Origin of the sequence: Haloferax marinum (assembly GCF_009674625.1) — an archaeon.
In the GTDB taxonomy this organism is placed as follows: domain Archaea; phylum Halobacteriota; class Halobacteria; order Halobacteriales; family Haloferacaceae; genus Haloferax; species Haloferax marinum.
On record NZ_WKJQ01000001.1, the window covers coordinates 166,105 to 186,977 of the forward strand.

Consider the following 20,873-nt stretch of genomic DNA (forward strand, 5'->3'; position numbering starts at 1 on the left):
TTTTCGCAGTTCTGTTAATCGAACTGCTTGAGCGTCTGGAGGTCGCGCTCTGTCCGCATAAACTCGGCAGTACGCCGTGTCGCCCCACAGGACTGACACGAGAAATTGTCTCTGTGAGCCGGGAGTGACGTCGGATTTGTCTCCCAGTCTTTTCCACATTCGGGGCATAAGAGCCGGACGAACGCTTCGACCATACCAAGATATGCTCCGGGAAGCCGGATAAATCTTGTTACGAGCTGGCACATTTCAGAAAAAGTATGGGCCACCAAGCCCACCGAGAACGATTAGGCGAACAGGTTTCCGTCCTGTACTTCCAGGAGCTCTTTGTACCGGTTGCGGATGGTGACTTCAGAGATGTCTGCGACCGCCGACACCTCGCTTTGGGTCACCTTCTCGTTGGTGAGGAGCGCGGCGGCGTAGACGGCGGCGGCGGCGAGGCCGACCGGCGACTTACCGGAGTGGACACCCGTCTCTTTCGCCCCGCGGAGGAGGTGTCGCGCCTGCCGCTCTGCTTCGTCCGAGAGTCCAAGTTCGCTGGCGAACCGTGGGACGTACTGCTCGGGGTCTGCAGGCTTGATTTCGAGTTTCAACTCGCGGACGATGTAGCGGTACGTCCGAGTCAGTTCCATCTTGTCGACGCGGGAAACCTTCTCCAGTTCGTCGAGCGAGCGTGGCGTTCCGGCCATGCGCGCGGCGGCGTAGAGGGACGCGGTCGCGACGCCCTCGATGGAGCGGCCGGGGAGCAGGTCGTCGTTGAGTGCGCGGCGGTAGATGACCGACGCCGTCTCACGGACGTTCTCCGGGAGGCCGAGAGCCGAAGCCATGCGGTCGATTTCGCCGAGTGCCTGCTTGAGGTTGCGCTCTTTGGAGTCACGGGTGCGGAAGCGCTCGTTCCACGTGCGGAGGCGTTGCATCTGCTCACGCTGTCGCGGCGACAGGGACTTGCCGTAGGCGTCTTTGTTCTGCCAACCGATGTTGGTCGACAGCCCCTTGTCGTGCATCATCTTGGTCGTCGGTGCGCCGACACGAGACTTGCTGTCTCGCTCGGCGGCGTCGAACGCGCGCCACTCGGGGCCACGGTCGACGACGGTGTCTTCGACCACGAGACCACACTCACCGCAGACGGTCTCGCCGTGGTCGTCGTCGTGGATGAGTTGGCCGCTACATTCGGGACAGACCTGGTCTTCGTCTCGCTGTCGCTCTTTGTGCTCGGTCTCTCGTGACTTGAGGTCTCGGGCCTTCGCGTCGGTTTCGTACGTTCGGGTGGTGGTGGTGTCGCTCATTATGGGAAGGGCTCGACCCCATGTCGGCCGGTAGTGAGTAAAGAAGACGAAAGAATAATCCGGCAGGGACGTGCCTTACCCGTAGTAAGGCCGAAAACTACTTAAATCTTTTGTCGATGGTATGTCCCCTAATCGCATGATAGTGGCCTTTTGTCCCGCGCGACAGGCCACATATCGAACTCGGTCGTGATTAATCAGGTAGTATATCTCTTTCGTCCAGTTACAACCAGTTCTCTCGCCGAAAGTAAACGAGTAAGATTCCCGAGACGAGAGCCATCCCCAGCATCGTCGCCACGTATCCGTACTCCCAACCCAGTTCGGGCATGTTGAACGCTGAGGCGGCGGGGTCGAAGTTCATGCCGTAGACACCGACGACGAGTGTCAACGGCAGGATGATGGTTGCGACGACGGTGAGTGTCTTCATCACCTCGTTGGTGGATTGTGAGAGTGTGTTCAGGTAGATGTCGCGGGCACCGCGCGCGAGGTCTCGGTACGTCTCGGTGAGGTCGACGAGTTCGACGAGTTGGTCGTAGACGTTCCGGTAGTACTTCTCTGTCGTCTCGCGGACGTGGTCTGGGTCGCCACGAGAGAGGACTCCTGCGGCCTCACGAGTCGGCCACACCGTCTTCCGGAACGAGAGCAGGTCGCGCCTGACAGCGTTCAACCCTTCGAGGACGGCCGGGTCCGGTCCCTCGAAGATGATGTCTTCGATGGTCTCTATCTCCTCGCCAATCTCGTCTAACAACTGGAAGTAGTCGTCGACGATGCGGTCGATGACGCGGTAAGCGACGAAGTCTGGGCCGAACCGGAGGAGTCGCGCCTCTTCGGACTCGACGGCGTCCCACACGCGATTTACAGACAATAGGTCGCGGCGCGTCAGCGTGACGAGCCAATCGTCACCGAAGCAGAGGCCGACCGGCCTCGTCTGAACCTCCTCTTCGAACACCTGTTCGCCCACTCTGAGCGTCGCTACGCGGACGATGACGAACGTGTAATCGTCGTACATCTCGGTTTTGGGGCGAGCGTCGGTTCGCACGTCTTCGACCGTGAGCGGGTGGATGCCGAACGCGTCGGCGACCCGGTCGAACTCCGACTCGTCGGTCGCGCGGACCCACGTCGTTCCGGCGGCGTCTCGTGCGTCCGACAGGTGGGCGTCGTCGTAGTTTGTCACTCCGCCGTCGTCGTAGACGAGCGCCGAAATCATGTGACGCCTCCGACCGCCCAGAGCGTAATGCCGACCATGAGGGCCGTCAGGGAGAACGCACGGCCGGGATACGCGATGAGCGTCCCCACGCCGTAGGCGACGACGGCGACTCCCGTCGTGGCGATTCCAGCAGTTCGCACGCGATTCATAGCATGACGGACCCGTGCTGGCGAGAAAAAGTCTCGCCCAGTGACACGCTGACTCGCAGAAATGAGTGCGGAAGAGGGGCGCGTGTGATTACGCAACAGAGGGGCGTGTGATTACGCTTCGGACGGGTGCTCGATAGACCGCATCATCTCGAGGACGTTGTCTTCTTCCCCACCGAGTTGCTGTGGGTAGACGCCGATGGCGACGATGAAGTCCTCGTCGTGACGGACTTTGGTCACGTGGACGTACACGTCGACCTGTCTATCGTTGGCGAACGTCGCTTTGGCGCTATACTTCGTCACGTTGGCTGGCTCTCCGAGAACCTGGACGTTCCGTGAACTCACTCGTTCCACGTCGGTGAGCCCGCGGTACTGACTCTCGACGAGTCCAACCAACTGGTCGTTGGAGTAGTCGCCGATAGGGTTCAGCGTCTCGCCAGCGACGTCCACCGCGGGCGTCGAGATGACGCTGAACACGCCCAGTTTTGCCTCGAAGAAGCCGAGGTCAATCTTCTTTTCGTAGGTCGTGATGTGGTTGCTGGCGACGACCCGCGGTTCCTGACCCGCGACGTTGAACGTCCGGTTTACTTCGAACGTCTGTGTTCCGTTCGTCTCGTACCCTGCGTTCGACGCGACGGTCGCGTCGGTCGTGGCGGGTTCAGATTCGAACCTGAGCGACTCTTCGCCGGTGAGCACGCCGAGACACCCACTCGTGAGAACGAGTGCGGTGAGCGCGAGTGCGGCGAACACACGTTTGGAGACCATAGTCTGGATTCCCGTTCTCCGGCTATAAGTTCGGCGGCCTGTGTCAGTCTGAAACTCCACGAGATTCGTTCTCGCGGCGGAGGACGCGCCCGCTGTAGAGGTAGTACGCCGGCGCGACGAAGGGGAGCGCGAACGCCGCGCCGAACCAGAGGTGGCGCGAGAACCCCCAGTCGATTCCCTGACTCTGCAGCGACTTGATGTCCGCACGGATGAGGCCCGCGTAGAACAGATGTGTGACGAGGTAGACGGCGAACGCTGGTTCGGGGCCGATGAAGAGCGAGACGACGGTGAAGCTGACGAACCCGATGGCGTAGATGGCGGGTAACACACCCCGGTACCGGCCGCGTGCCCGGCGGTCTTTCTGTTGCCGTTCGCGCTCGACCTTCCTCCCACGGCGGTACTCGTCGGCACTCATGTACGCACCGTGGCAGTGCCACCGAAAAAGTGGTTCGCTCTGCCGAACCCCGACTGTCAGCCGAGATATTTCACGTCGACGTCGTGAGCGACGTCGCTCGTCGGGAGTTCGATACGGTCTCGGAGGTGCGACCGGACCGAACGCCGCCACTCGGCTACGGCCGTCTTGTGTCGCTCGTGGTGGGCCTCCAGTTCGTAGGGGTCGGGGCGCGTCTCGTCGACTTCGGGATACGCCGGGGCCGTCGCTTCGAGGAACGCCTCGGGGTCGAAGTGAATCGGTGACGGGTCGGCGTAATCAGACGCCTCTCCGCCAGTGAGGTGAATCCGCGCGCGTTCTCGTGGGTAAAATGGGGGCGTCACGCGGATGACGACGTCTCTGTTTGCCCGACGGTTCGCCTCCAGTGCAGATACCAGGTCGTCGGTCGTGACTGCAATCGAACGGACGACAGTCGGGTCCGAGGACCCGTGTGTCTCGTTCAACCGCCGGCGCGACGACGGCCACTCACCGACGCGGGCCGAAGCTCGCCGCTACACTCTGGACACGTCGCACGGTACGACGCTGCGCTCACAGTGGTCTCGCACTCACGACAGACGTACGATGGCCTCTCCATCGCCATGTGGTAGGACTGTGTGTGTGTTAAACTTTACCACGGCACTTGTACACGTTTCAGACGACTCCAGGTCCGTGCCCTTTTACCTGAATGCGGCGCAACCCGCCACCATGACAGACGCATGGTTCGCCGGCGCGAACCCAGACGACCCTTCTTCCGGGGCCCACCGTATCCGCGAGGGCCGGGCGGACGCCCCTGCGGATTGGCCGACGACGGCCGTCGAAGACGGATTCGCCGCCGACGAGGACGACTACTACGAGAAACTCAGAGCGGCGACGCTCACCGCCGCCCGCGACGCAGTCTCCGAACGCGAACGCGCCGACGACAAGCAACTCGCCCACGCCGTCCGCGCGATGGACGACGCCGAACGAACGGCGAACGAACTCGCCGAGCGCGTCGTCGAATGGGCTGGCACGCTCTACGAGGACGTTCCACGTGGCCTCGACGGCGTCCGAGACATCGCCGCTCGCGACCCGACGACTGCGGCCGAAGAACGTGTCGTCTCGTACGCGACTCGCGCTGTCGACCTCCTCGACGAACGCGACGACCTGCAGACGTTCATCGAAGAACGCGCGCCCACTATCGCGCCCAACCTCTCTGAGATGGCCGGTCCCGTTCTCACTGCCCGCCTCATCTCGCTCGCTGGCGGCCTCGACAAACTTGCCAAGTCGCCGAGTGGGACTGTGCAAGTTCTCGGTGCCGAAGACGCGCTGTTCGCCCACTTGAAGGGCCGTGCACCCTCGCCGAAACACGGCGTCATCTTCACCCACGAGTACGTTCGCGGCACGCGTCGACAGGACCGCGGGTCGGCCGCTCGCGCGTTCGCTGGGAAGCTCTCTATCGCCGCCCGTATCGACTACTACTCGGGTGACTACCGCCCCGAAATCCACACCGAACTCGCCGAGCGGATGGCGACGATTCGTGCCCGCGCCGAGGAGGGAGACGAATGAGCGACGACCTGCCCGCAGGCGTCGAACGTCGGAGCTTCGACGGCCGCGAGCGACTCTCGACGCAGGGGACGCCGGTCTACGGCGAACCCACAGACGCCGATGGGTGGCGCGCGTGGGACGCGACCCGGTCGAAACTCGGTGGAATGCTCGAACTCGGGATGGACACCGGCCTCGTCGGCGGTGAGACGGTCCTCTATCTCGGTGCCGCCTCGGGAACGACCGTCTCTCACGTCGCCGATTTCGCTGGCCCAACCTACGCCGTCGAGTTCGCGCCGCGACCGGTTCGTGACCTCGTCGGCGTGGCGGAAGCCCGAGACAATCTCTTTCCGCTGCTGAAGGACGCGCGCGACCCTGAATCGTACGCGCACGTCGTCGAATCCGACGTCGATTGTCTCGTGATGGACGTCGCGACGCGCGGACAGGCGACCGTCGCCGTCCGAAACCGCCAGTTCTTGGCCGACGACGGCCGCCTCCTGATGGCCGTCAAGGCACGGAGCGAAGACGTGACTGCCGACCCCGACGACGTGTTCGACGACGTTCTCGACGAACTCGAACCGGCGTACGAAATCCTCGAGACCGCCCGATTAGACCGATTCCACGCCGACCACCTCGGTATCGTCGCTCGTCCGAAGTGACGAATCGACCCACTTTCGTTGTGGTTTCTCGACAGGAGTTGTGCGACGCGTTCGCCGCCGTCCACGACGTTTTTAATTAGGGACCACCAACGCGGTTGCGATGGAACTAGGGTCGGCGGACGCCTTCGATCGGATGGGTACACTCGGCATCGAAGAGGAATTCTATATCGTCGATGCCGATGGCCGCCCAACCTCGGGAATCGACGAATTGGTCTACGGACCGGAACCTCCGGAACCACTCTCTGGGCGACTCGACCACGAGTTGTTCAAGTTCACTATCGAGACACAGACGCCGCGTCTCGAAGCCCCCGCAGACGTGGCCGACGCGGTCACGTCGGTTCGCGAGACACTCGTCGAACACGCGTCGGACCACGGATATCGTATCGCCGCAGCAGGCCTCCACCCTGCGGCGAAGTGGCGTGAACTCGACCACGCGACGAAGCCTCGGTACCAGGCACAACTCGACCGGATTCAGTATCCTCAGCACCGGAACACCACTGCTGGCCTGCACATCCACGTAGGCATCGACGACCCGGACAAGGCTGTTTGGATAGCCAACCAACTTCGGTGGTACGTCGGACCGTTACTCGCGCTCTCGGCCAACTCGCCGTTCTGGAACGGGTTCGACACGGGACTTGCCTCGGCACGGGCCAAGATTTTCGAGAACCTCCCCAACACCGGGATGCCGACCGCGTTCGACGATTTCGAGGACTTCCTCCAGTTCGAACACCGGATGGTCGAGTACGGGTCGATAGACGACCGAGGCGAACTCTGGTTCGACGTTCGCCCGCACACGGGCCACGGAACCGTCGAAATTCGAACGCCAGACGCCCAGACCGACCCAGACCGCGTCGTCGATTTCGTCGAGTACGTCCACGCGCTCGTCTTGGACCTCGCAGACCGCTACGAGTCGGGTGAATCCGGCCACGATATCCGCCGAGAGATACTCGACGAGAACAAGTGGCGGGCGACGCGCCACGGCCGAGATGCGAGCTTTATCGTACCGGACGTCGACGGCGTGGTCGACCTCGAATCGTTCGTCGAAGCCGAGTCAGACCGCCTCGGCGTCGATGGCCTCCGGTCGCTGTTCGACGCCGAGTCCGGCACTGACATCCAACGCCGTATCCACGAGGAGTCGGGTCTCGACGAGTTGTGTGAGTACTTGACGCTCGAGTAGTGTTCTTGACTCTCGAGTAGTGTGCTCCCTCGTTCGTCTGTGCGCCCTCGTTCGTCTCCGTGACGCAGACCCGCTCACAGATGTGACGAGAAACCTTTTTTAGCAACTGTGTTTTGACCTTTCCCGTAACACAGATGTCTGCGAACGAGAGCACTGAGGGCCAAGTCGAATCGACGGACGAACACGAATCTCAGACCGCAGCAGACTGCGCCGTCTCGGAGTTCGACGACGGGTTGATAGACTTACTCGCGTGGGTTCTCGAGACCGAGACACGAGCGCGAATCTACGTCTTCCTTCGACAGAATCCGTACTCGACGAGTGAGGAAGTCGCAAACGGGACGGGGCTGTATCCCAGCACAGTCCGAGAGGCGCTCGCAGAACTCGCCGACGACGAGACTGTCGACCGACGTAAGCGAAAGAGTTCGGGCGCGGGGAACAACCCCTACGAGTACGTCGCCATCGCACCGAGCGAACTCGTCAAGGGCGTCACGACCCAGGTGCAGTCGCAGTTGAATGCGGTGTTCAATCTGGACCGCCGACTCGGCACCGATGGCTCCGAGGAGACCGACCCCGTCACGATTACTGTTCGCGAAGAGTGACTGCTCGGCCGTCTCTCTGTTGCACGCGAGAGACGCTCGGCACTCGTGTAACCCGACCCGCTTAAGTCGCGGGGCAACTACGGCGAGAGTATGCACGTCGCGTTGGGCGGGACGTTCGACCCTGTCCACGATGGACATATCGCGCTGTTCGAGCGCGCCTTCGAATTGGGCGACGTCACGGTTGGACTCACGAGTGACGAACTCGCACCGAAAACGCGTCACGTCGACCGATACGTCCGTCCGTTCGAGCAACGAAAGGCCGACCTCGAAGCAGAGCTTCGGCCACTGGCGGAGGCGAACGGCCGCGAGTTCGAGATTCGCGTCCTCGAAGAACCGACCGGTATCGCGACCGAACCGGGATTCGACATCCTCATCGTCTCCCCCGAGACGAAAACTGGCGGCAACAAGGTCAACCAGATTCGAGAAGAACGCGGGTTGAAACCCCTCGAAATCGAGGTCGTCGAACACGTCCCGGCAGAAGACGGCGACCGAATCTCTTCGACTCGAATCGTGAGTGGCGAAATCGACCGACACGGAAATCTCACCCCCGACCGTGAGGGCCGCGGCCGGACGCCACCTGACGCTAACGAATAACTTTCTGACCCTCGGTGCGTAGCCTCTCGTATGCGTCACCCGCTGTTCGCGAGCTTCGCAGTCGGACTCGCCGCCGCCCTCCTCGTCGGCATCGCCGTCACCGAACTGGCCGCGAGATGGATTGCCTTCTCACTGTTCGTCGGCATCCCTACGGGGGTCCTCGCTGGCATCATCGTCATCGCCGTCACCTACGCACTGTTCACTCGTCGCGGCACCTCGACCGTCGAGACCACCGACTGACGCGCAGTTCGACAGCACCAACGCTGACTGACTACCAACTCGGTGGCCGAAAGCCGGCCTCGGTGAGCAGGTCCTTCCAGCGTTGTTGAATACTGAGTCGTGAGACGTCCATCGCGTCCGCGACGGCAGACTGAGAGCGTTCTTCACCCGCGATGAGCGCGCCGGCGTAGAGACTCGCCGCGGCCACCGCCTTCTTCGAGCGGTCTTCGTCGGGGAGTTGCGTGAGGAACATATCCGAGGCGTACGAGCGTGCCTCGCTACCGAGTTCGAGACTGTCGGCGGCGGCGTCGATGCGGGCCAACCACTTCTCGTTGTCTCGTTGGTCTCGGGCGCTGTACATAGTCGGCGTTGTAGACGGGAGAACATAACCTCCGCGGCGAACGACAACTTGATAGGTGGTTTGTGGTAAGGTGGAAGTGCGCGCGGGTAGCCAAGTGGCCAAAGGCGCAGCGCTTAGGACGCTGTGGTGTAGACCTTCGCAGGTTCGAACCCTGTCCCGCGCATTTTCTGTCCGAACGGACGCGAACGTAGTGAGCGACAGTGAGGGCGAAAATCGCAACAAAGGGTTCCGAACCCTACGAGACGAGCAACGCGAGTCTCGGTCCGGTTCGAACCCTGTCCCGCGTCACCCAAACACCCGTCTCTCCCCAATCGCTATTTTCACAACGAATAACCACCCGAATCTATCAGGGAATTCGCTCGACTCACAACCGAGAATCGCACGCCACACGTCAGACACGACACAACCCTTTTTCTCACCCGGTGTGTGTGTCCACCAATGGCGGCGTTATCTGAGTTATTAGGCGACATCGTGATGGATGTCGATGGGCTGTTCCTCTTCACCCCGAGCCACTCGCACTACGAGCGGTTCGAAGAGGCCGAGGTCCCGACAGTCGTCATCGCTCCCGAGAACACGGTCGACGCGGAGACGTTCGTGGAACTCCCGCTGCAGTTCCAGAACGTCAAAGACCGGATTCGGTTCGGTGTCGAGGGTGCGATGGAACAGAGTATCGTCGAGGCAGGTGACACCATCGCCTGCAACGTGGGCATCTTCGGCGGCGATCCAGACACGGTCGTCAGGGTTCGTGTCGAAGAGAACATGCGGTCTGGCATCTACGACCTCTTCGCCAACTCGCGGGCGGACCCCGGTGTCATCCGTGACGTGTTCGAGGTCGCCATCGAACTGGGCAAGAAGGGGCAGAAAGGCGAACCAGTCGGGGCGCTGTTCATCGTCGGCGACGCTGGCAAGGTGATGAACAAGTCCCGTCCGCTCTCGTACAACCCGTTCGAGAAGTCGCACGTCTACGTCGGCGACCCCATCGTCAACGTGATGCTCAAGGAGTTCTCCCGACTCGACGGCGCGTTCGTCATCTCCGACTCGGGGAAAATCGTCTCTGCGTACCGCTATCTCGAACCCTCCGCCGAGGGCGTCGACATCCCGAAGGGACTCGGCGCGCGGCACATGGCCGGCGGTGCTATCACCCGCGACACCAACGCGACGGCCATCGTCCTCTCGGAGTCTGACGGTCTCGTCCGGGCGTTCAAGGGCGGGAAGATGATTCTCGAAATCGACCCGGAGGACTACTAAGATGGTGGGGTCCGTCCAGCCCCTACCTCTCCAGTCAATCGGTAGCATCGTCGAACGAATCGTCCAGACTGCCGGAGTACGGTTTCTCGGTGTCCTCGCCATCCTCGCCCTCGGGTTGGTGCTCGCGTACGTCGCCGGGTCGCTCGTCCAGCGACTGCTCATCAGGGCTGGCGTCCCCGACGCGATCGAGGGGACGGCCTTCGAGCGCGCCGCACGCGACTTCGACACATCGACGATCGAGATTCTGTCGTGGTTGACGCGATACTTCGTCTTGGGAATCGCGCTCGTCGCCGCCCTCTCGTTCGTCGGCGTCAACTACGTCGACCAGTTCTGGGGCCTCGTCCTCGCCATCCTCCCACAACTGTTCATCGCCATCTTGGTTCTCATCGTGGGCATCGTCGTCGGTGACAAAATCGAACTCCTCGTCGCCGAGCGGTTCCGTGGCGTGAAACTCCCACAGGTGAACATCCTCCCGTCGCTGGCGAAGTACACCGTGTTCTTCCTCGCGTCACTCATCGCGCTCTCACAGGTTGGTGTCGCTATCGCGGCACTCATCGTCCTCCTCGGCGCGTACCTGTTCGGCCTCATCGTCCTCAGTGCCGTCGCATTTCACGACCTGCTCAAGTCCGGCGCTGCGGGGACGTACCTCCTGTTCATTCAACCGTATAGCATCGGCGACGAAATCGTCGTCGGTGAGATACACGGCGTAGTTCAGGAGTTCGACATGTTCGTCACCTACGTCGAGTCAGAAGACCGGGAGTATATCCTTCCGAACGCACGAGTCTTCGACGAGGGCGTCGGACGAATTCGCTAACGATAGCGTCTATCTCTTTAAGACAGCGACTGCCGTCAGACGCACGCACGACGCCGTTGGGGCCTCTTATCAATATGACGCCATAACAGTTTAGAAGAGGACCAGAGATTCTCTTATATCGGATTCACTGCATGCGATGAAGAAAAACCTCCCACCACTCGATATTCCGGCACCCACTCCACGGGCCAGTGAGGCCGCCGAGACGCTTCTTCGGGGGTTCCACTATCAGGATTTACGGGAGACGCATCTCATCGCGTGCGATTTCGATGCGGCACAGATTGCAGCCAGGCGCGCAACGGAGAAAATGTCAGAGTCGTTTCAAATCGACTTTCCAGACGTCCCCGCTGCCGACGCGAAACAAGCCGGAGAGCTGTTCATGCGCGCACTGTTTCTCCAAGACGAAATAGAAAATCGCGCAGCGTTCTACGAGTGCCTCTCGGGACCAGTCCCGGAGGGTGTGTTCGTGGACGTTGCTGAGGCGGTACCTGGGATGTCGATCAACGACGACCCACGGTGGGAAGACGTCCGGATACTCCTCGAGCGCGTCTGTACCCAACTCGGTATCGACACTGAATACGCGGTCCTCCACGCTCGGTTTTGGCGACTCCACGGACAACGCCGCGACGGCTGGCGGACCATCGCGCGCCGTGCCCATCGAATCAAACTCGCTCGTATGATTCCAGCCGCGACTGCCACCGACATCGACGACCTCTCGGAGTACTTCCTCGCCGGTGTCGACGCCCACGACAACTGGTGCCGAAACGACCCAGAACGTGACCTCTCGTTGACGACCGATATCGTCGGCCGCTACTACCAACGCATCTTCGAACTGCGGGACGACGGATAATCTGGCAGTCGAATGACCACGGATAATAAGTAGTGGTGGGGTAATTCTATCGCAAGAACAGCATGGTAGATACTGGTGTGTATCGTGAAGCGTTTCGAAGCGCGGACATCCCCATGCTCATCGCGGACACGAACTTCGCGTTCCGCGACATCAACGACGCCGGCCTCGACTTTCTGGGGTACGAGTACGACGAGATAATCGGAGAACCGGTGGGTCTCATCGCAGGCAACGAAGAGTCGTACTACGAAATCATCGAACACATGCTCGACGAAGAGACGTGGTCGGGCGAGTTCATGGTGCGCCGAACAGACGACAGAGTCGTCTACGGAAACGGCTTTGCGACCCCGATCGTCATCGAGGGCGACGTACAGGGATTCCTCGCGTTCTTCCTCGACACCACGAAACAGCGTCAGTACGAGAACGTCTCGGAAGTGCTCAGCAGACTCCTTCGGCACGACCTTCGGAACGAACTCAACGTCGTCTACGGGTACACACAGCAGGTCGCGAGCAGAATCGACGACGAACGAGCACTCGAAGAACTCCAACTGGTGCAGGACAAAGTACTCGATATCGTCCACAAGTCCGAACGAGCGCGTGACCTTCGTGACCTCCTCGAACGCTCTCACGACCGGTCCAATCGCCCCGTTCGCCTCGACGTCATCTTGCAGAAGAAAATCGTCGATGCGACCATCGAGTTCCCGAGTGCGGAGTTCGAATTCGAGAGCTTCCCGAAGGTGGAAGTCATCGCAGACGACTTGCTCGGTGAGGCAATCGAGTGTCTCCTCGAAAACGCCGTCACACACAACGACAAGGAGACGCCACAGGTCGAAGTTTCCCTCGAACGAGCGGATGGCGACGTCTACATTCGCGTCGCTGACAACGGTCCTGGCGTCCCTGAAGAACAGCGAGACCTCATCTTCGGCCGCGAAGAGTACGACCAACTCCACCACGGAACGGGCATCAGTCTCTTCTTCGCGGACAACGTGATATCGTCGTACAACGGTGACCTCTGGGTCGAAGACGACGACGAAGGCGCAGTCTTCTGTATCTGTCTCGAAGAAGACAGGCCCGCACTCAACTGACCGACGGTCACACCAGCGTTCGTCTTCTATTCGGACTCTGACTCCGACATCGGCCGTGCCGGCACGCCTGCCACGGTCGTTCCTGGCGGGACGTCACGGGTGACGAGCGAGTTCGCTGCCACTTGTGCACCCTCACCGATTCGAACGCCGGGGAGGATGGTCGCCTTCGCCCCAATCATCGCTCGTTTTCCGACGACGACTTCGCCGGTTCGGTACTCGTCTTGGAGGAACTCGTGACAGAGGATGACCGAGTCGTAGCCGATTATCGCGTGGTCTTCGACGGTGACGAGTTCGGGCCAGAACACGTCCGGTGTCGCCTCCAACCCCCACGAGACGCCGGTTCCGACGGTCACACCGATACGCCTGAGTGCCCAGTTTCGAACGCGGAGCGACGGGGCGACGCGGGCGACGAGGACGAACAAGTAGTTGAGCATCACGCGCCAGACCGGTTTGGCGTCCGTCCAGTACTGTAGCGAGTTGAGGGGCCCCGGTGTCGGATGGTGTTCGATGCGCTCGTGTCGGCGGGTGGAGTCGTCGGTCACGGCAGTCGATTAGACGGGGAGGGTAAAAGCGCCCACGCCGTGGGGCAGGAAAAATCGAACGTCGATTCCGGCCGAATTACTCGCCGCGAATCTCGTTCATGTGGTCGATACGACGCTGGACGAGCGCTTCGGTGCCGATGTCGTGACGGATGTGGAATCCATCACCGGCGTCGACGAGGGCGCTTTCGGCTATCTGTTCGGCCTGCGCGATGCTCTCGGCGTGGCCGACGACGGCGAACGACCGAGAGGTGGTCGTGTAGAGACCGTCTTCGCGGGCGTCGACGCTGGCGTAGAACAAGAGTGCGTCACTGCCTTCGTCCACGTCCACCGTGATTTTCGCGCCGGCTTTCGGGTCGGTTGGGTAGCCTTCCGGGACGGCGTACTTACAGACCGTCGCTTTCTCGGCGAACTCGAGTTCGGGGAGCGATTCGCCCTCGCGAGCGGCCACGAGAACGTCGATAAACGGTGTTTCGAGGACAGGTAGCGTGTTCATCGCCTCTGGGTCACCGAACCGGGCGTTGAACTCGATGACTTTCGGCCCCTCGCTCGTGAGCATGAACTGGCCGTAGAGGATACCTTTGTAGTCGGGCATGGCGTCGACCACCGCATCGATGACTTCGACGGCCGCTTCGTAGTCGCCGTCGGTCATGAACGGGAGTGACTGCGTCACGTCGGTGTAACTGCCCATCCCGCCGGTGTTCGGTCCTTCGTCGCCTTCGTAGGCGCGCTTGTGGTCCTGGACGGCCGGACTGACGCGGAACTCGCTGTTGGCGACGAACGCCTGAATGGTGAACTCCTCGCCGACGAGTCGTTCTTCGAGGACGACGCGCTCGTAGTCGGAGTCACGGAGGTACGCTTTGGCACCCTCCTTGTCGACCTGGTCGCCGATGACTTTCACGCCCTTGCCACCGGTCAGGCCGGCAGGCTTGACTGCGAGGTCACCGTCGTACTCGTCGATGTAGTCGCACGCCGCCTCCACGTCGTCGAACGTAGCGAAGTCCGGGTTGCCCGGAATCTCGTTCTCGCGCATGAACTGCCGCTGGAACGCCTTGTCCGTCTCGATGCGGGCCTCTGCCTCTTGCGGACCGAACGTGTAGATTCCCGCCGCGTCGAGTGCGTCTGAGACGCCCGCCGCCAACCCTGACTCGGGACCGACGATTGCGAGCGTCGCACCGACGGATTCAGCGTACGCGACGATGTCGTCTGCCGCCGTCTCCGAGATTGTCTCGAATCCCTCGGCCAGTTCGGCGATACCAGGGTTTCGGTTGCTTGCACAGGCGTACAGGTCGCAGTCGGGGGCCAGCGCACGGGCAATCGCGTGCTCGCGGCCGCCGCCACCGACGAGAAGGACGGTCTCGCTCATACTCGCATACCCTGCACACGAGAGTGTAAAGATTGTCCTTCAATCATGGGTAAATGAGCACGATTGTGCACAGAGTTTGGTGCGTCGTCCCGCCCCAGCGCCGACCCGCTGACGGTGGTCCAGTTAGCCGTCTCCACGCCGCTTTAGTTCTCGGAGTGCCGTACTCGAACTATGACCGACCCGGTGGGACGCAACCGACTCGACGAGGAGCAAAGCCCGTACCTCCGCCAACACGCGGACAACCCGGTCAACTGGCAACCGTGGGACGAGACGGCCCTCGAAGCGGCCCGCGAGGAAGACAAACCCATCTTTCTGTCCATCGGCTACTCGGCGTGTCACTGGTGTCACGTCATGGCCGACGAGAGCTTTTCGGACCCCGACATCGCGGCGGTCCTCAACGAACAGTTCGTCCCCGTGAAGGTCGACCGCGAAGAACGCCCCGACCTCGACCGTATCTATCAGACTATCTGCCAACTCGTCACTGGTGGCGGTGGCTGGCCCCTCTCTGTTTGGCTCACCCCACAGGGCAAGCCGTTCTTCGTCGGCACGTACTTCCCACCGGAACCACGCCGTGGCGCGCCAGGGTTCCGAGACATCGTCGAGAGCTTTGCAGAGTCGTGGCAGACAGACCGCGACGAGATAGAAAACCGCGCCGACCAGTGGACTCGCGCAATCTCCGACCAGTTGGAGGAGACGCCTGACCAACCCGGTGAGACACCTGGGTCGGAGATTCTCGACACGATGGTTCAGGCGGCCCTCCGCGCTGCCGACCGCGACCACGGCGGATTCGGCAGCGGTGGCCCGAAGTTCCCACAACCCGGCCGCGTCGACGCACTGCTCCGTGGGTACGCGCTCACCGGCCGTACCGAGGCGTTGAAAGTGGCACGAGAAGCACTCGACGCGATGGCGAACGGTGGGTTGCGAGACCACCTCGGCGGCGGTTTCCACCGCTACTGCGTCGACCGCGAGTGGACCGTCCCGCACTTCGAGAAGATGTTGTACGACCAGGCCGGACTCGCACCACGTCTCCTCGATGCCTACCGCCTGACCGGAACCGACGAGTACGCCACCGTCGCACGCGAGACGTTCGAGTTCGTCCGCCGCGAACTCACCGACGACGACGGCGGTTTTTACTCGACGCTCGACGCCCAGTCCGGCGGCGAAGAAGGGACGTTCTACGTTTGGACGCCAGAAGACGTGCGAAGTCTCGTTCCAGAACTCGAAGCAGACCTGTTCTGTGACCGCTACGGCGTCACGCCCGGCGGCAACTTCGAACACAAGACGACCGTGCTGAACGTCTCTGCGACTATCGAGGAACTCGCAGACGAGTACGACCTCTCGGAGTCCGACGTCGAAGAACGTCTCGCGAAAGTCCGCAAGGCGCTCTTTGCGGCCCGTGAGGGGCGAGAGCGCCCCGCCCGCGACGAGAAGATTCTCGCCGGGTGGAACGGCCTGATGATTTCGGCGTTCGCACAGGGTGCTGTCGCACTCGACGACGACGCCCTCGCAGACGACGCTCGTCGCGCCCTCGACTTCGTGCGCGAGACTCTCTGGAACGAGGACTCTCAGACGCTCGCACGCCGCGTGATGAACGGCGAGGTGAAAGGCGACGGCTATCTCGAAGATTACGCCTTCCTCGCCCGCGGCGCGTTCGACCTCTATCAGGCGACCGGTGACCTCGACCCACTCGCGTTCGCGCTCGACCTCTCGCGGACGATGCTCCGCGAGTTCTACGACGACGACGCCGGAACGCTCTACTTCACGCCAGAGAGTGGCGAAGCGCTCGTGACGCGCCCGCAAGAAGCGACAGACCAATCGACGCCGTCGAGTCTCGGCGTCGCCACGTCGCTGTTCTTGGACCTCGAACACTTCGCTCCCGACGCCGGATTCGGGGAGGCGGCCGACGCCGTCCTCGAGAGTTACGCCAACCGCATCCGTGGCGGTCCCCTCGAACACATCTCACTCGCGCTCGCTGCCGAGAAAGCCGCCAGCGGCGTCCCCGAACTCACCATCGCGGCCGACGACGTCCCCGCCGAGTGGCGTGAGACGCTCTCGTCTCGGTACTTCCCAGGGCTCGTCGTCTCGCGTCGCCCCGGAACCGACGACGAACTCGACTCGTGGCTGGACGAACTCGGCCTCGACGAAGCGCCGCCAATCTGGGCCGCCCGTGAGGCCACCGACGGTGAACCGACCGTCTACGCCTGTGAGAACTTCACCTGCTCCGCGCCGACCCACGAGTTAGACGAGGCGCTGGCGTGGTTCACGGCGGGCGAAGACGCCTAAGCCGCCAGAACTGAAGGCTAAGCGCTCGCTCGAACTGAAGGCGCAGACTGCGCTCGTTCACTCGCTTTCTTCAGTCGATTCGATACCCACGACGACGCCTTCTTCGTCGGTCTGATACGACGGGAGATACACCGTTCCGTCGCTAGCCGCGGCCGCATAGCCCATCTTCCCGGAGAGTTCGACAGACCACACTGGGTCACCGGTCGATGGGTCGAGCGCGTAGGCGACTGCTGGGTCGCCACTCTGTGGATTGCCCGTCGAGGCGACGACCGCGTTCGCCGTCGCTGTCGGGTGTGTCCGAAGGTAGCTATCGGCCTCGAAGCGCCAGCGTACGTCGCCGGTCTCACGGTCGAACGCGACTGTTTGTCGGCCACCAGTGCCGAAGACGCGCTCGTCGTCGAGGGCGAGTCGCCTGACTCGGACTTCTCCGGTCGGTTGTCGCCAGCGGCGACTGCCGTCGGCTGCGTCGATGGCTTGGACGGTGTGCGACCCAGCGAGGTAGAGCGTCTCTCCGGCGGCACTGACGGTTCCGAAGTTCTCGCCTCGGGCGACTTCCCACTCCACACCGCCGGTCTGCACGTCGAGGGCGACGACGAGTGACGATTCGTCGTCTGCCGATTCGTCGTCTCCCTCCGCGAAGAAGATAGAGCCGACGTAGACTGTCCCATTCACGATAGTCGGGGTCGAGAGGAAGGAGTGGCCCTCCTTACTGTAGCGCCACAGTTCTTCACCTGCCGTGTCGAAGGCGACGACTTCCTCCTGCCGAGTGAGGCAGATGACGCCGTCTGTGGCGACCACGGGGCGGTTCACCGACCCGCGGAGGTCGGCGTGCCACCGGACCGTTCCACTCCGAGCATCGACGGCGTAGAGGCTGTGTCGTCCTGCGTCGCCAACGTAGACCGACCCACGATAGACGACCGGTGGACAGCCTGCGTAGCCACCTCCGGGGCCATCGAAGACGGTTCGCCAGCGCTCGTCGCCCGTCTCTCGGTCGAACGCGAGTAGTGCCCCGTCGTAGAATCGGTCGCCGTCAGCACTGACGCCGGCGGCGAGATAGACGGTGTCACCGACGACCGCAGGTGTCGAAACTGGGCCGTCGTTTTCGATTCGCCACGTCTCGGTTGGGTCGGTCACCGAGACGGAGGGTACACGGCGCTGATTCGCAGGTGTCGGGCCCTGTTGGGCCCACGCGCTGTCGTCGTCTTCGCCGGGGAGGGGGTCGGTCTCTCGTGGGCCGCCAAATGCGGGGGCAGTGCACCCAGCCAGTGCTGCAACACCGAGAGACGCGAGGACCTGTCTTCGTCGCATCGAGTCGGCGTACTCGGCCGTGTTCTATCAACACATCGACACTGTCGAGAAGAACTCGTCGGGGTCAGTTAGAGTTGGTCGGCGAGGAAGACGGCAATCGGTACTGCTTCTTCTTCGACGAACCTCGCCAGTTCTTCACCGTCTTTCTCGACGACGACGGTCGGGATGAGTTCGACGTCGTACTCGTCGAAGAGGGGTCCAACCTTCGACCCGTCGTCGGCCTTCTCGACCGGGTAGTGTTCGATGTTCTCCGCAGAGACGCCGGCGGCGTCGAGGGCCGCGGCGAAGTCGGGGAGTTGGCTTCGGCAGTCGCCACACCAGTCGCCGCCCCAGACTTTGAACGTGTAGTCGTCCGCGCCGAGCGTCGCGACGGCGTCCTCGTAGGACGCGGCGTCCCACGCGGGGTTCGGTTGCATCGTTTCGAGCGTTCCAGCTTCGGCCATGCGACGCTGTACCGTCTGGACCGATTTAACCAGTGCGCTCCCGGCGGTGCTCGCCACCAGCCAACAGGCCACTGCCACCCGTGGACGAGGGTGGACGTGGCACCACACGAAACAGTGGCCGATTCCACCGACTCCGCCAGTCGTTTACGCACGCACTGAGTACTCCGGGGCGATGGACGACAGTATCCTCGATACTATCGGGTCGCCGCTGGTCCGTGTCGACTCCCCCGAGGGGTCGACGATTGCGGCGAAGATAGAGTCCAAGAACCCCGGTGGGTCGGCCAAAGACCGGCCGGCACTCGCCATGGTCGAGGCGGCAGAGGAGGCCGGCGACATCGAACCCGGTGACGCACTCGTCGAACCGACGTCTGGGAACACGGGAATCGGACTCTCCGTGGTTGCGGCGGCGAAAGGCTACGACCTGACTATCGTCATGTCGTCGTCGATGTCCCCGGAGCGTCGCCAGATAATGCGTGCCTACGGCGCGACTATCGAACTCGTCGACGGCGACATCTCCGACGCCAAAGACCGGGCCGACGAACTCGAAGAAGAAGGGATGTACCAACTCCGCCAGTTCGAGAACCCTGCGAACCCCAACGCACACTACCGGACGACTGCAGAGGAGATTCTCGACCAGATTGGCGACAGAGAAATCGACGCGTTCGTCGCTGGTATCGGCACTGGCGGCACTATCTCCGGAAACGGCCGCCGACTGAAAGAGGAGTTCCCGTCGATGGACGTCGTCGGCGTCGAACCTGCCGCCAGCGCCGTCCTCTCGGACGGAGAGATGGGCGACAACCAGTTCCAGGGTATGGGCCCTGGGTTCGTCAGTCCGAACCTCGACACCGACCTCCTCGACGACGTCGAAGTGGTCGAATTCGAGGATGCGACCGCCGAGTGTCGTCGCCTCGCCCGCGAGGAGGGTATCCTCGTCGGCCAGTCCTCTGGCGCGTCACTCCTCGCGGCGAAGCGCGTCGCCGAGCGTCTCGCAGACCCCGAAGCGAACGAGGATGAGAACCCACTCGTCGTCACTGTCTTCTGGGACTCTGGCGAGCGCTACATGTCGACCGGGATGTTCGACTAACCACCTCGGTGTTTCTTGCCCGGCGTGTTAGCCGCCGAATTCGTCTTCTGCCACTCGGACGACGACCGTCTCGTCGACGTCTCTGAGGTCGTACGAGGGGACCGCTCCATCGACCCGAGTGACGTACATCGGTTCGACGAGTCGCCCATCTTCGATGCCGTAGATTGCCAGGTTGTCACCCGTCTCTTCCGGCCGAACGTCACCGTCGCGCACCTGTCGAGCGAGCGCACGAGAGAGCCATTCGTCTTCGGAGATAGACGGTTCGAGGACGAGAGAGAACGCTGCGAAACGAACGAGATACCAGTTGAGGTCGTTCAGGAGCGAGACTGCCGCACCGATACTCACGGTATCGACGGCTAACGAGTTTTCGAACGGTTCCGTGATGTCGTACGTCGAAAGCGCCGCACGGGCGGTGTCTCTCGACAACAACTCGTACTGGAGGTGGCTCCCTTCGGACCCGACGATACAGACCTGCGTCACGTCGAGATGGACGGGACGGGTTCGGTAAAGCGGTTCCGGTACTTACGCGTGGGCAGTCCACTCGTCGGCACAGGCTTCGTCACAGAAGACGAAGCGCTGGCGCTCGAAAGAGAGCTTTCCGGGAGTGTCGATTTCGCGGTCGAGAACCACCTGGTAGTGGTCATCCTGCATGTCGACGCGGCCGCGACACGCTGCACACCGCTCGACACTGTCGGCCCAGTTGCGCCGTGCTGCCCGGTGGACGACGCTCCACTCGGGGTCGGGATAACTGCGACTGGGACGCGAGGTTCGCGACATAGAAAATCTGTCGGGCTCGACGTAGATAAATCTAATTTTGTACAATTGTACATGCGGAATCAATTAGTATAGTCTCTAATCCACGACTGTGGTGGCCATTTGAACACTTCTCGTGCCACCAGTT

At 62.1% G+C, this 20,873-nt stretch carries 27 protein-coding genes and 1 tRNA gene; 13 read left to right on the forward strand and 15 right to left on the reverse strand.

Annotated elements, in window-relative coordinates; translation table 11 throughout:
• Positions 1 to 14 precede the first annotated feature (14 nt).
• From GJR99_RS00830 to GJR99_RS00860, 8 genes are all read right to left on the reverse strand, one after another.
• Positions 15 to 194 (reverse strand): DUF7836 family putative zinc-binding protein, encoded by a 180-nt coding sequence (locus tag GJR99_RS00830; RefSeq protein ID WP_082682085.1) that lies wholly within the window; start codon positions 192 to 194, stop codon positions 15 to 17.
• Between the two features lie 90 nt (positions 195 to 284).
• Entirely contained in the window at positions 285 to 1,283 is a 999-nt protein-coding gene (locus GJR99_RS00835) for a transcription initiation factor IIB (RefSeq protein ID WP_151108783.1), read from the reverse strand.
• Positions 1,284 to 1,503: 220 nt separating this feature from the next.
• A complete protein-coding gene (gene corA, locus GJR99_RS00840; RefSeq protein WP_151108784.1) occupies positions 1,504 to 2,487 on the reverse strand; it encodes a magnesium/cobalt transporter CorA in 984 nt (327 codons plus the stop codon).
• Positions 2,484 to 2,636 (reverse strand): hypothetical protein, encoded by a 153-nt coding sequence (locus tag GJR99_RS17325; RefSeq protein WP_191967048.1) that lies wholly within the window; start codon positions 2,634 to 2,636, stop codon positions 2,484 to 2,486. The genes corA and GJR99_RS17325 overlap by 4 nt, the downstream gene beginning before the upstream one ends.
• A gap of 111 nt (positions 2,637 to 2,747) precedes the next feature.
• Entirely contained in the window at positions 2,748 to 3,398 is a 651-nt protein-coding gene (locus GJR99_RS00845) for a DUF6517 family protein (RefSeq protein ID WP_151108785.1), read from the reverse strand.
• 43 nt (positions 3,399 to 3,441) lie between these two features.
• A complete protein-coding gene (locus GJR99_RS00850) occupies positions 3,442 to 3,813 on the reverse strand; it encodes a hypothetical protein (RefSeq protein ID WP_151108786.1) in 372 nt (123 codons plus the stop codon).
• A 56-nt stretch (positions 3,814 to 3,869) separates the two neighbouring features.
• Positions 3,870 to 4,292 carry a hypothetical protein gene (locus tag GJR99_RS00855; RefSeq protein ID WP_151108787.1) on the reverse strand — a complete coding sequence of 141 codons (423 nt, stop codon included), beginning with the start codon at positions 4,290 to 4,292 and terminating at the stop codon, positions 3,870 to 3,872.
• Entirely contained in the window at positions 4,289 to 4,429 is a 141-nt protein-coding gene (locus GJR99_RS00860; RefSeq protein ID WP_151108788.1) for a rubrerythrin-like domain-containing protein, read from the reverse strand. The genes GJR99_RS00855 and GJR99_RS00860 overlap by 4 nt, the downstream gene beginning before the upstream one ends.
• A gap of 104 nt (positions 4,430 to 4,533) precedes the next feature.
• Between GJR99_RS00860 and GJR99_RS00865 the strand changes: the two genes are divergently transcribed.
• The 6 genes from GJR99_RS00865 to GJR99_RS00890 all read left to right on the forward strand — a co-directional run bounded on the left by GJR99_RS00865 (position 4,534) and on the right by GJR99_RS00890 (position 8,618).
• Positions 4,534 to 5,373 carry an NOP5/NOP56 family protein gene (locus tag GJR99_RS00865; RefSeq protein ID WP_151108789.1) on the forward strand — a complete coding sequence of 280 codons (840 nt, stop codon included), beginning with the start codon at positions 4,534 to 4,536 and terminating at the stop codon, positions 5,371 to 5,373.
• Complete coding sequence (locus tag GJR99_RS00870; RefSeq protein WP_151108790.1) at positions 5,370 to 6,008, forward strand: fibrillarin-like rRNA/tRNA 2'-O-methyltransferase; 639 nt, start codon at positions 5,370 to 5,372, stop codon at positions 6,006 to 6,008. Before GJR99_RS00865 ends, GJR99_RS00870 begins: the two co-directional genes overlap by 4 nt.
• Positions 6,009 to 6,108: 100 nt before the next feature.
• The gene (locus GJR99_RS00875; protein ID WP_151108791.1) at positions 6,109 to 7,185 is read left to right on the forward strand and encodes a glutamate--cysteine ligase; all 1,077 of its coding nucleotides are present in this window, start codon (positions 6,109 to 6,111) and stop codon (positions 7,183 to 7,185) included.
• A gap of 134 nt (positions 7,186 to 7,319) precedes the next feature.
• On the forward strand, positions 7,320 to 7,784 hold the full coding sequence (locus GJR99_RS00880) for a winged helix-turn-helix domain-containing protein (protein ID WP_151108792.1): 465 nt from the start codon (positions 7,320 to 7,322) through the stop codon (positions 7,782 to 7,784).
• A gap of 90 nt (positions 7,785 to 7,874) precedes the next feature.
• Positions 7,875 to 8,378 (forward strand): phosphopantetheine adenylyltransferase, encoded by a 504-nt coding sequence (locus GJR99_RS00885; protein WP_151108793.1) that lies wholly within the window; start codon positions 7,875 to 7,877, stop codon positions 8,376 to 8,378.
• Between the two features lie 30 nt (positions 8,379 to 8,408).
• Entirely contained in the window at positions 8,409 to 8,618 is a 210-nt protein-coding gene (locus tag GJR99_RS00890) for a hypothetical protein (RefSeq protein ID WP_151108794.1), read from the forward strand.
• Between the two features lie 31 nt (positions 8,619 to 8,649).
• Here GJR99_RS00890 and GJR99_RS00895 read toward each other — a convergent pair whose 3' ends face one another.
• Positions 8,650 to 8,958 (reverse strand): transcription initiation factor IIB family protein, encoded by a 309-nt coding sequence (locus GJR99_RS00895; protein WP_058570703.1) that lies wholly within the window; start codon positions 8,956 to 8,958, stop codon positions 8,650 to 8,652.
• Positions 8,959 to 9,038: 80 nt separating this feature from the next.
• Here GJR99_RS00895 and GJR99_RS00900 point away from each other — a divergent pair.
• From GJR99_RS00900 to GJR99_RS00920, 5 genes are all read left to right on the forward strand, one after another.
• Positions 9,039 to 9,121, forward strand: a tRNA-Leu gene (locus tag GJR99_RS00900).
• A gap of 275 nt (positions 9,122 to 9,396) precedes the next feature.
• A complete protein-coding gene (gene dacZ, locus GJR99_RS00905) occupies positions 9,397 to 10,206 on the forward strand; it encodes a diadenylate cyclase (protein ID WP_151108795.1) in 810 nt (269 codons plus the stop codon).
• Position 10,207: 1 nt separating this feature from the next.
• Positions 10,208 to 11,020, forward strand: coding sequence for a mechanosensitive ion channel family protein (locus tag GJR99_RS00910; protein ID WP_151108796.1), 813 nt, complete (start codon positions 10,208 to 10,210; stop codon positions 11,018 to 11,020).
• A gap of 136 nt (positions 11,021 to 11,156) precedes the next feature.
• Positions 11,157 to 11,867, forward strand: a complete 711-nt coding sequence (locus tag GJR99_RS00915) for a hypothetical protein (RefSeq protein ID WP_154325914.1) — start codon at positions 11,157 to 11,159, stop codon at positions 11,865 to 11,867.
• Between the two features lie 62 nt (positions 11,868 to 11,929).
• Positions 11,930 to 12,949 carry a sensor histidine kinase gene (locus GJR99_RS00920; RefSeq protein ID WP_151108797.1) on the forward strand — a complete coding sequence of 340 codons (1,020 nt, stop codon included), beginning with the start codon at positions 11,930 to 11,932 and terminating at the stop codon, positions 12,947 to 12,949.
• A gap of 26 nt (positions 12,950 to 12,975) precedes the next feature.
• Here GJR99_RS00920 and GJR99_RS17775 read toward each other — a convergent pair whose 3' ends face one another.
• Together GJR99_RS17775 and purD are read right to left on the reverse strand one after the other, a co-directional pair.
• Positions 12,976 to 13,491 (reverse strand): acyltransferase, encoded by a 516-nt coding sequence (locus tag GJR99_RS17775; protein ID WP_151108798.1) that lies wholly within the window; start codon positions 13,489 to 13,491, stop codon positions 12,976 to 12,978.
• A 76-nt stretch (positions 13,492 to 13,567) separates the two neighbouring features.
• Positions 13,568 to 14,854: a phosphoribosylamine--glycine ligase gene (gene purD / locus GJR99_RS00930; RefSeq protein WP_151108799.1), complete on the reverse strand. Its 1,287-nt coding sequence runs from the start codon at positions 14,852 to 14,854 to the stop codon at positions 13,568 to 13,570.
• A 171-nt stretch (positions 14,855 to 15,025) separates the two neighbouring features.
• On the opposite strand from purD, the gene GJR99_RS00935 reads away from it, so the two are divergent.
• Positions 15,026 to 17,137 carry a thioredoxin domain-containing protein gene (locus GJR99_RS00935; protein WP_151108800.1) on the forward strand — a complete coding sequence of 704 codons (2,112 nt, stop codon included), beginning with the start codon at positions 15,026 to 15,028 and terminating at the stop codon, positions 17,135 to 17,137.
• Positions 17,138 to 17,194: 57 nt separating this feature from the next.
• Here GJR99_RS00935 and GJR99_RS00940 read toward each other — a convergent pair whose 3' ends face one another.
• Both GJR99_RS00940 and GJR99_RS00945 read right to left on the reverse strand, forming a co-directional pair.
• Positions 17,195 to 18,445, reverse strand: a complete 1,251-nt coding sequence (locus tag GJR99_RS00940) for an outer membrane protein assembly factor BamB family protein (RefSeq protein ID WP_151108801.1) — start codon at positions 18,443 to 18,445, stop codon at positions 17,195 to 17,197.
• A 68-nt stretch (positions 18,446 to 18,513) separates the two neighbouring features.
• Entirely contained in the window at positions 18,514 to 18,888 is a 375-nt protein-coding gene (locus GJR99_RS00945; protein WP_151108802.1) for a thioredoxin family protein, read from the reverse strand.
• A gap of 172 nt (positions 18,889 to 19,060) precedes the next feature.
• On the opposite strand from GJR99_RS00945, the gene GJR99_RS00950 reads away from it, so the two are divergent.
• Positions 19,061 to 19,972 (forward strand): PLP-dependent cysteine synthase family protein, encoded by a 912-nt coding sequence (locus GJR99_RS00950; RefSeq protein WP_151108803.1) that lies wholly within the window; start codon positions 19,061 to 19,063, stop codon positions 19,970 to 19,972.
• A 27-nt stretch (positions 19,973 to 19,999) separates the two neighbouring features.
• Here GJR99_RS00950 and GJR99_RS00955 read toward each other — a convergent pair whose 3' ends face one another.
• Together GJR99_RS00955 and GJR99_RS00960 are read right to left on the reverse strand one after the other, a co-directional pair.
• Complete coding sequence (locus tag GJR99_RS00955; protein WP_151108804.1) at positions 20,000 to 20,452, reverse strand: DUF5804 family protein; 453 nt, start codon at positions 20,450 to 20,452, stop codon at positions 20,000 to 20,002.
• 42 nt (positions 20,453 to 20,494) lie between these two features.
• The gene (locus GJR99_RS00960; RefSeq protein WP_151108805.1) at positions 20,495 to 20,749 is read right to left on the reverse strand and encodes a hypothetical protein; all 255 of its coding nucleotides are present in this window, start codon (positions 20,747 to 20,749) and stop codon (positions 20,495 to 20,497) included.
• Positions 20,750 to 20,873 lie beyond the last annotated feature (124 nt).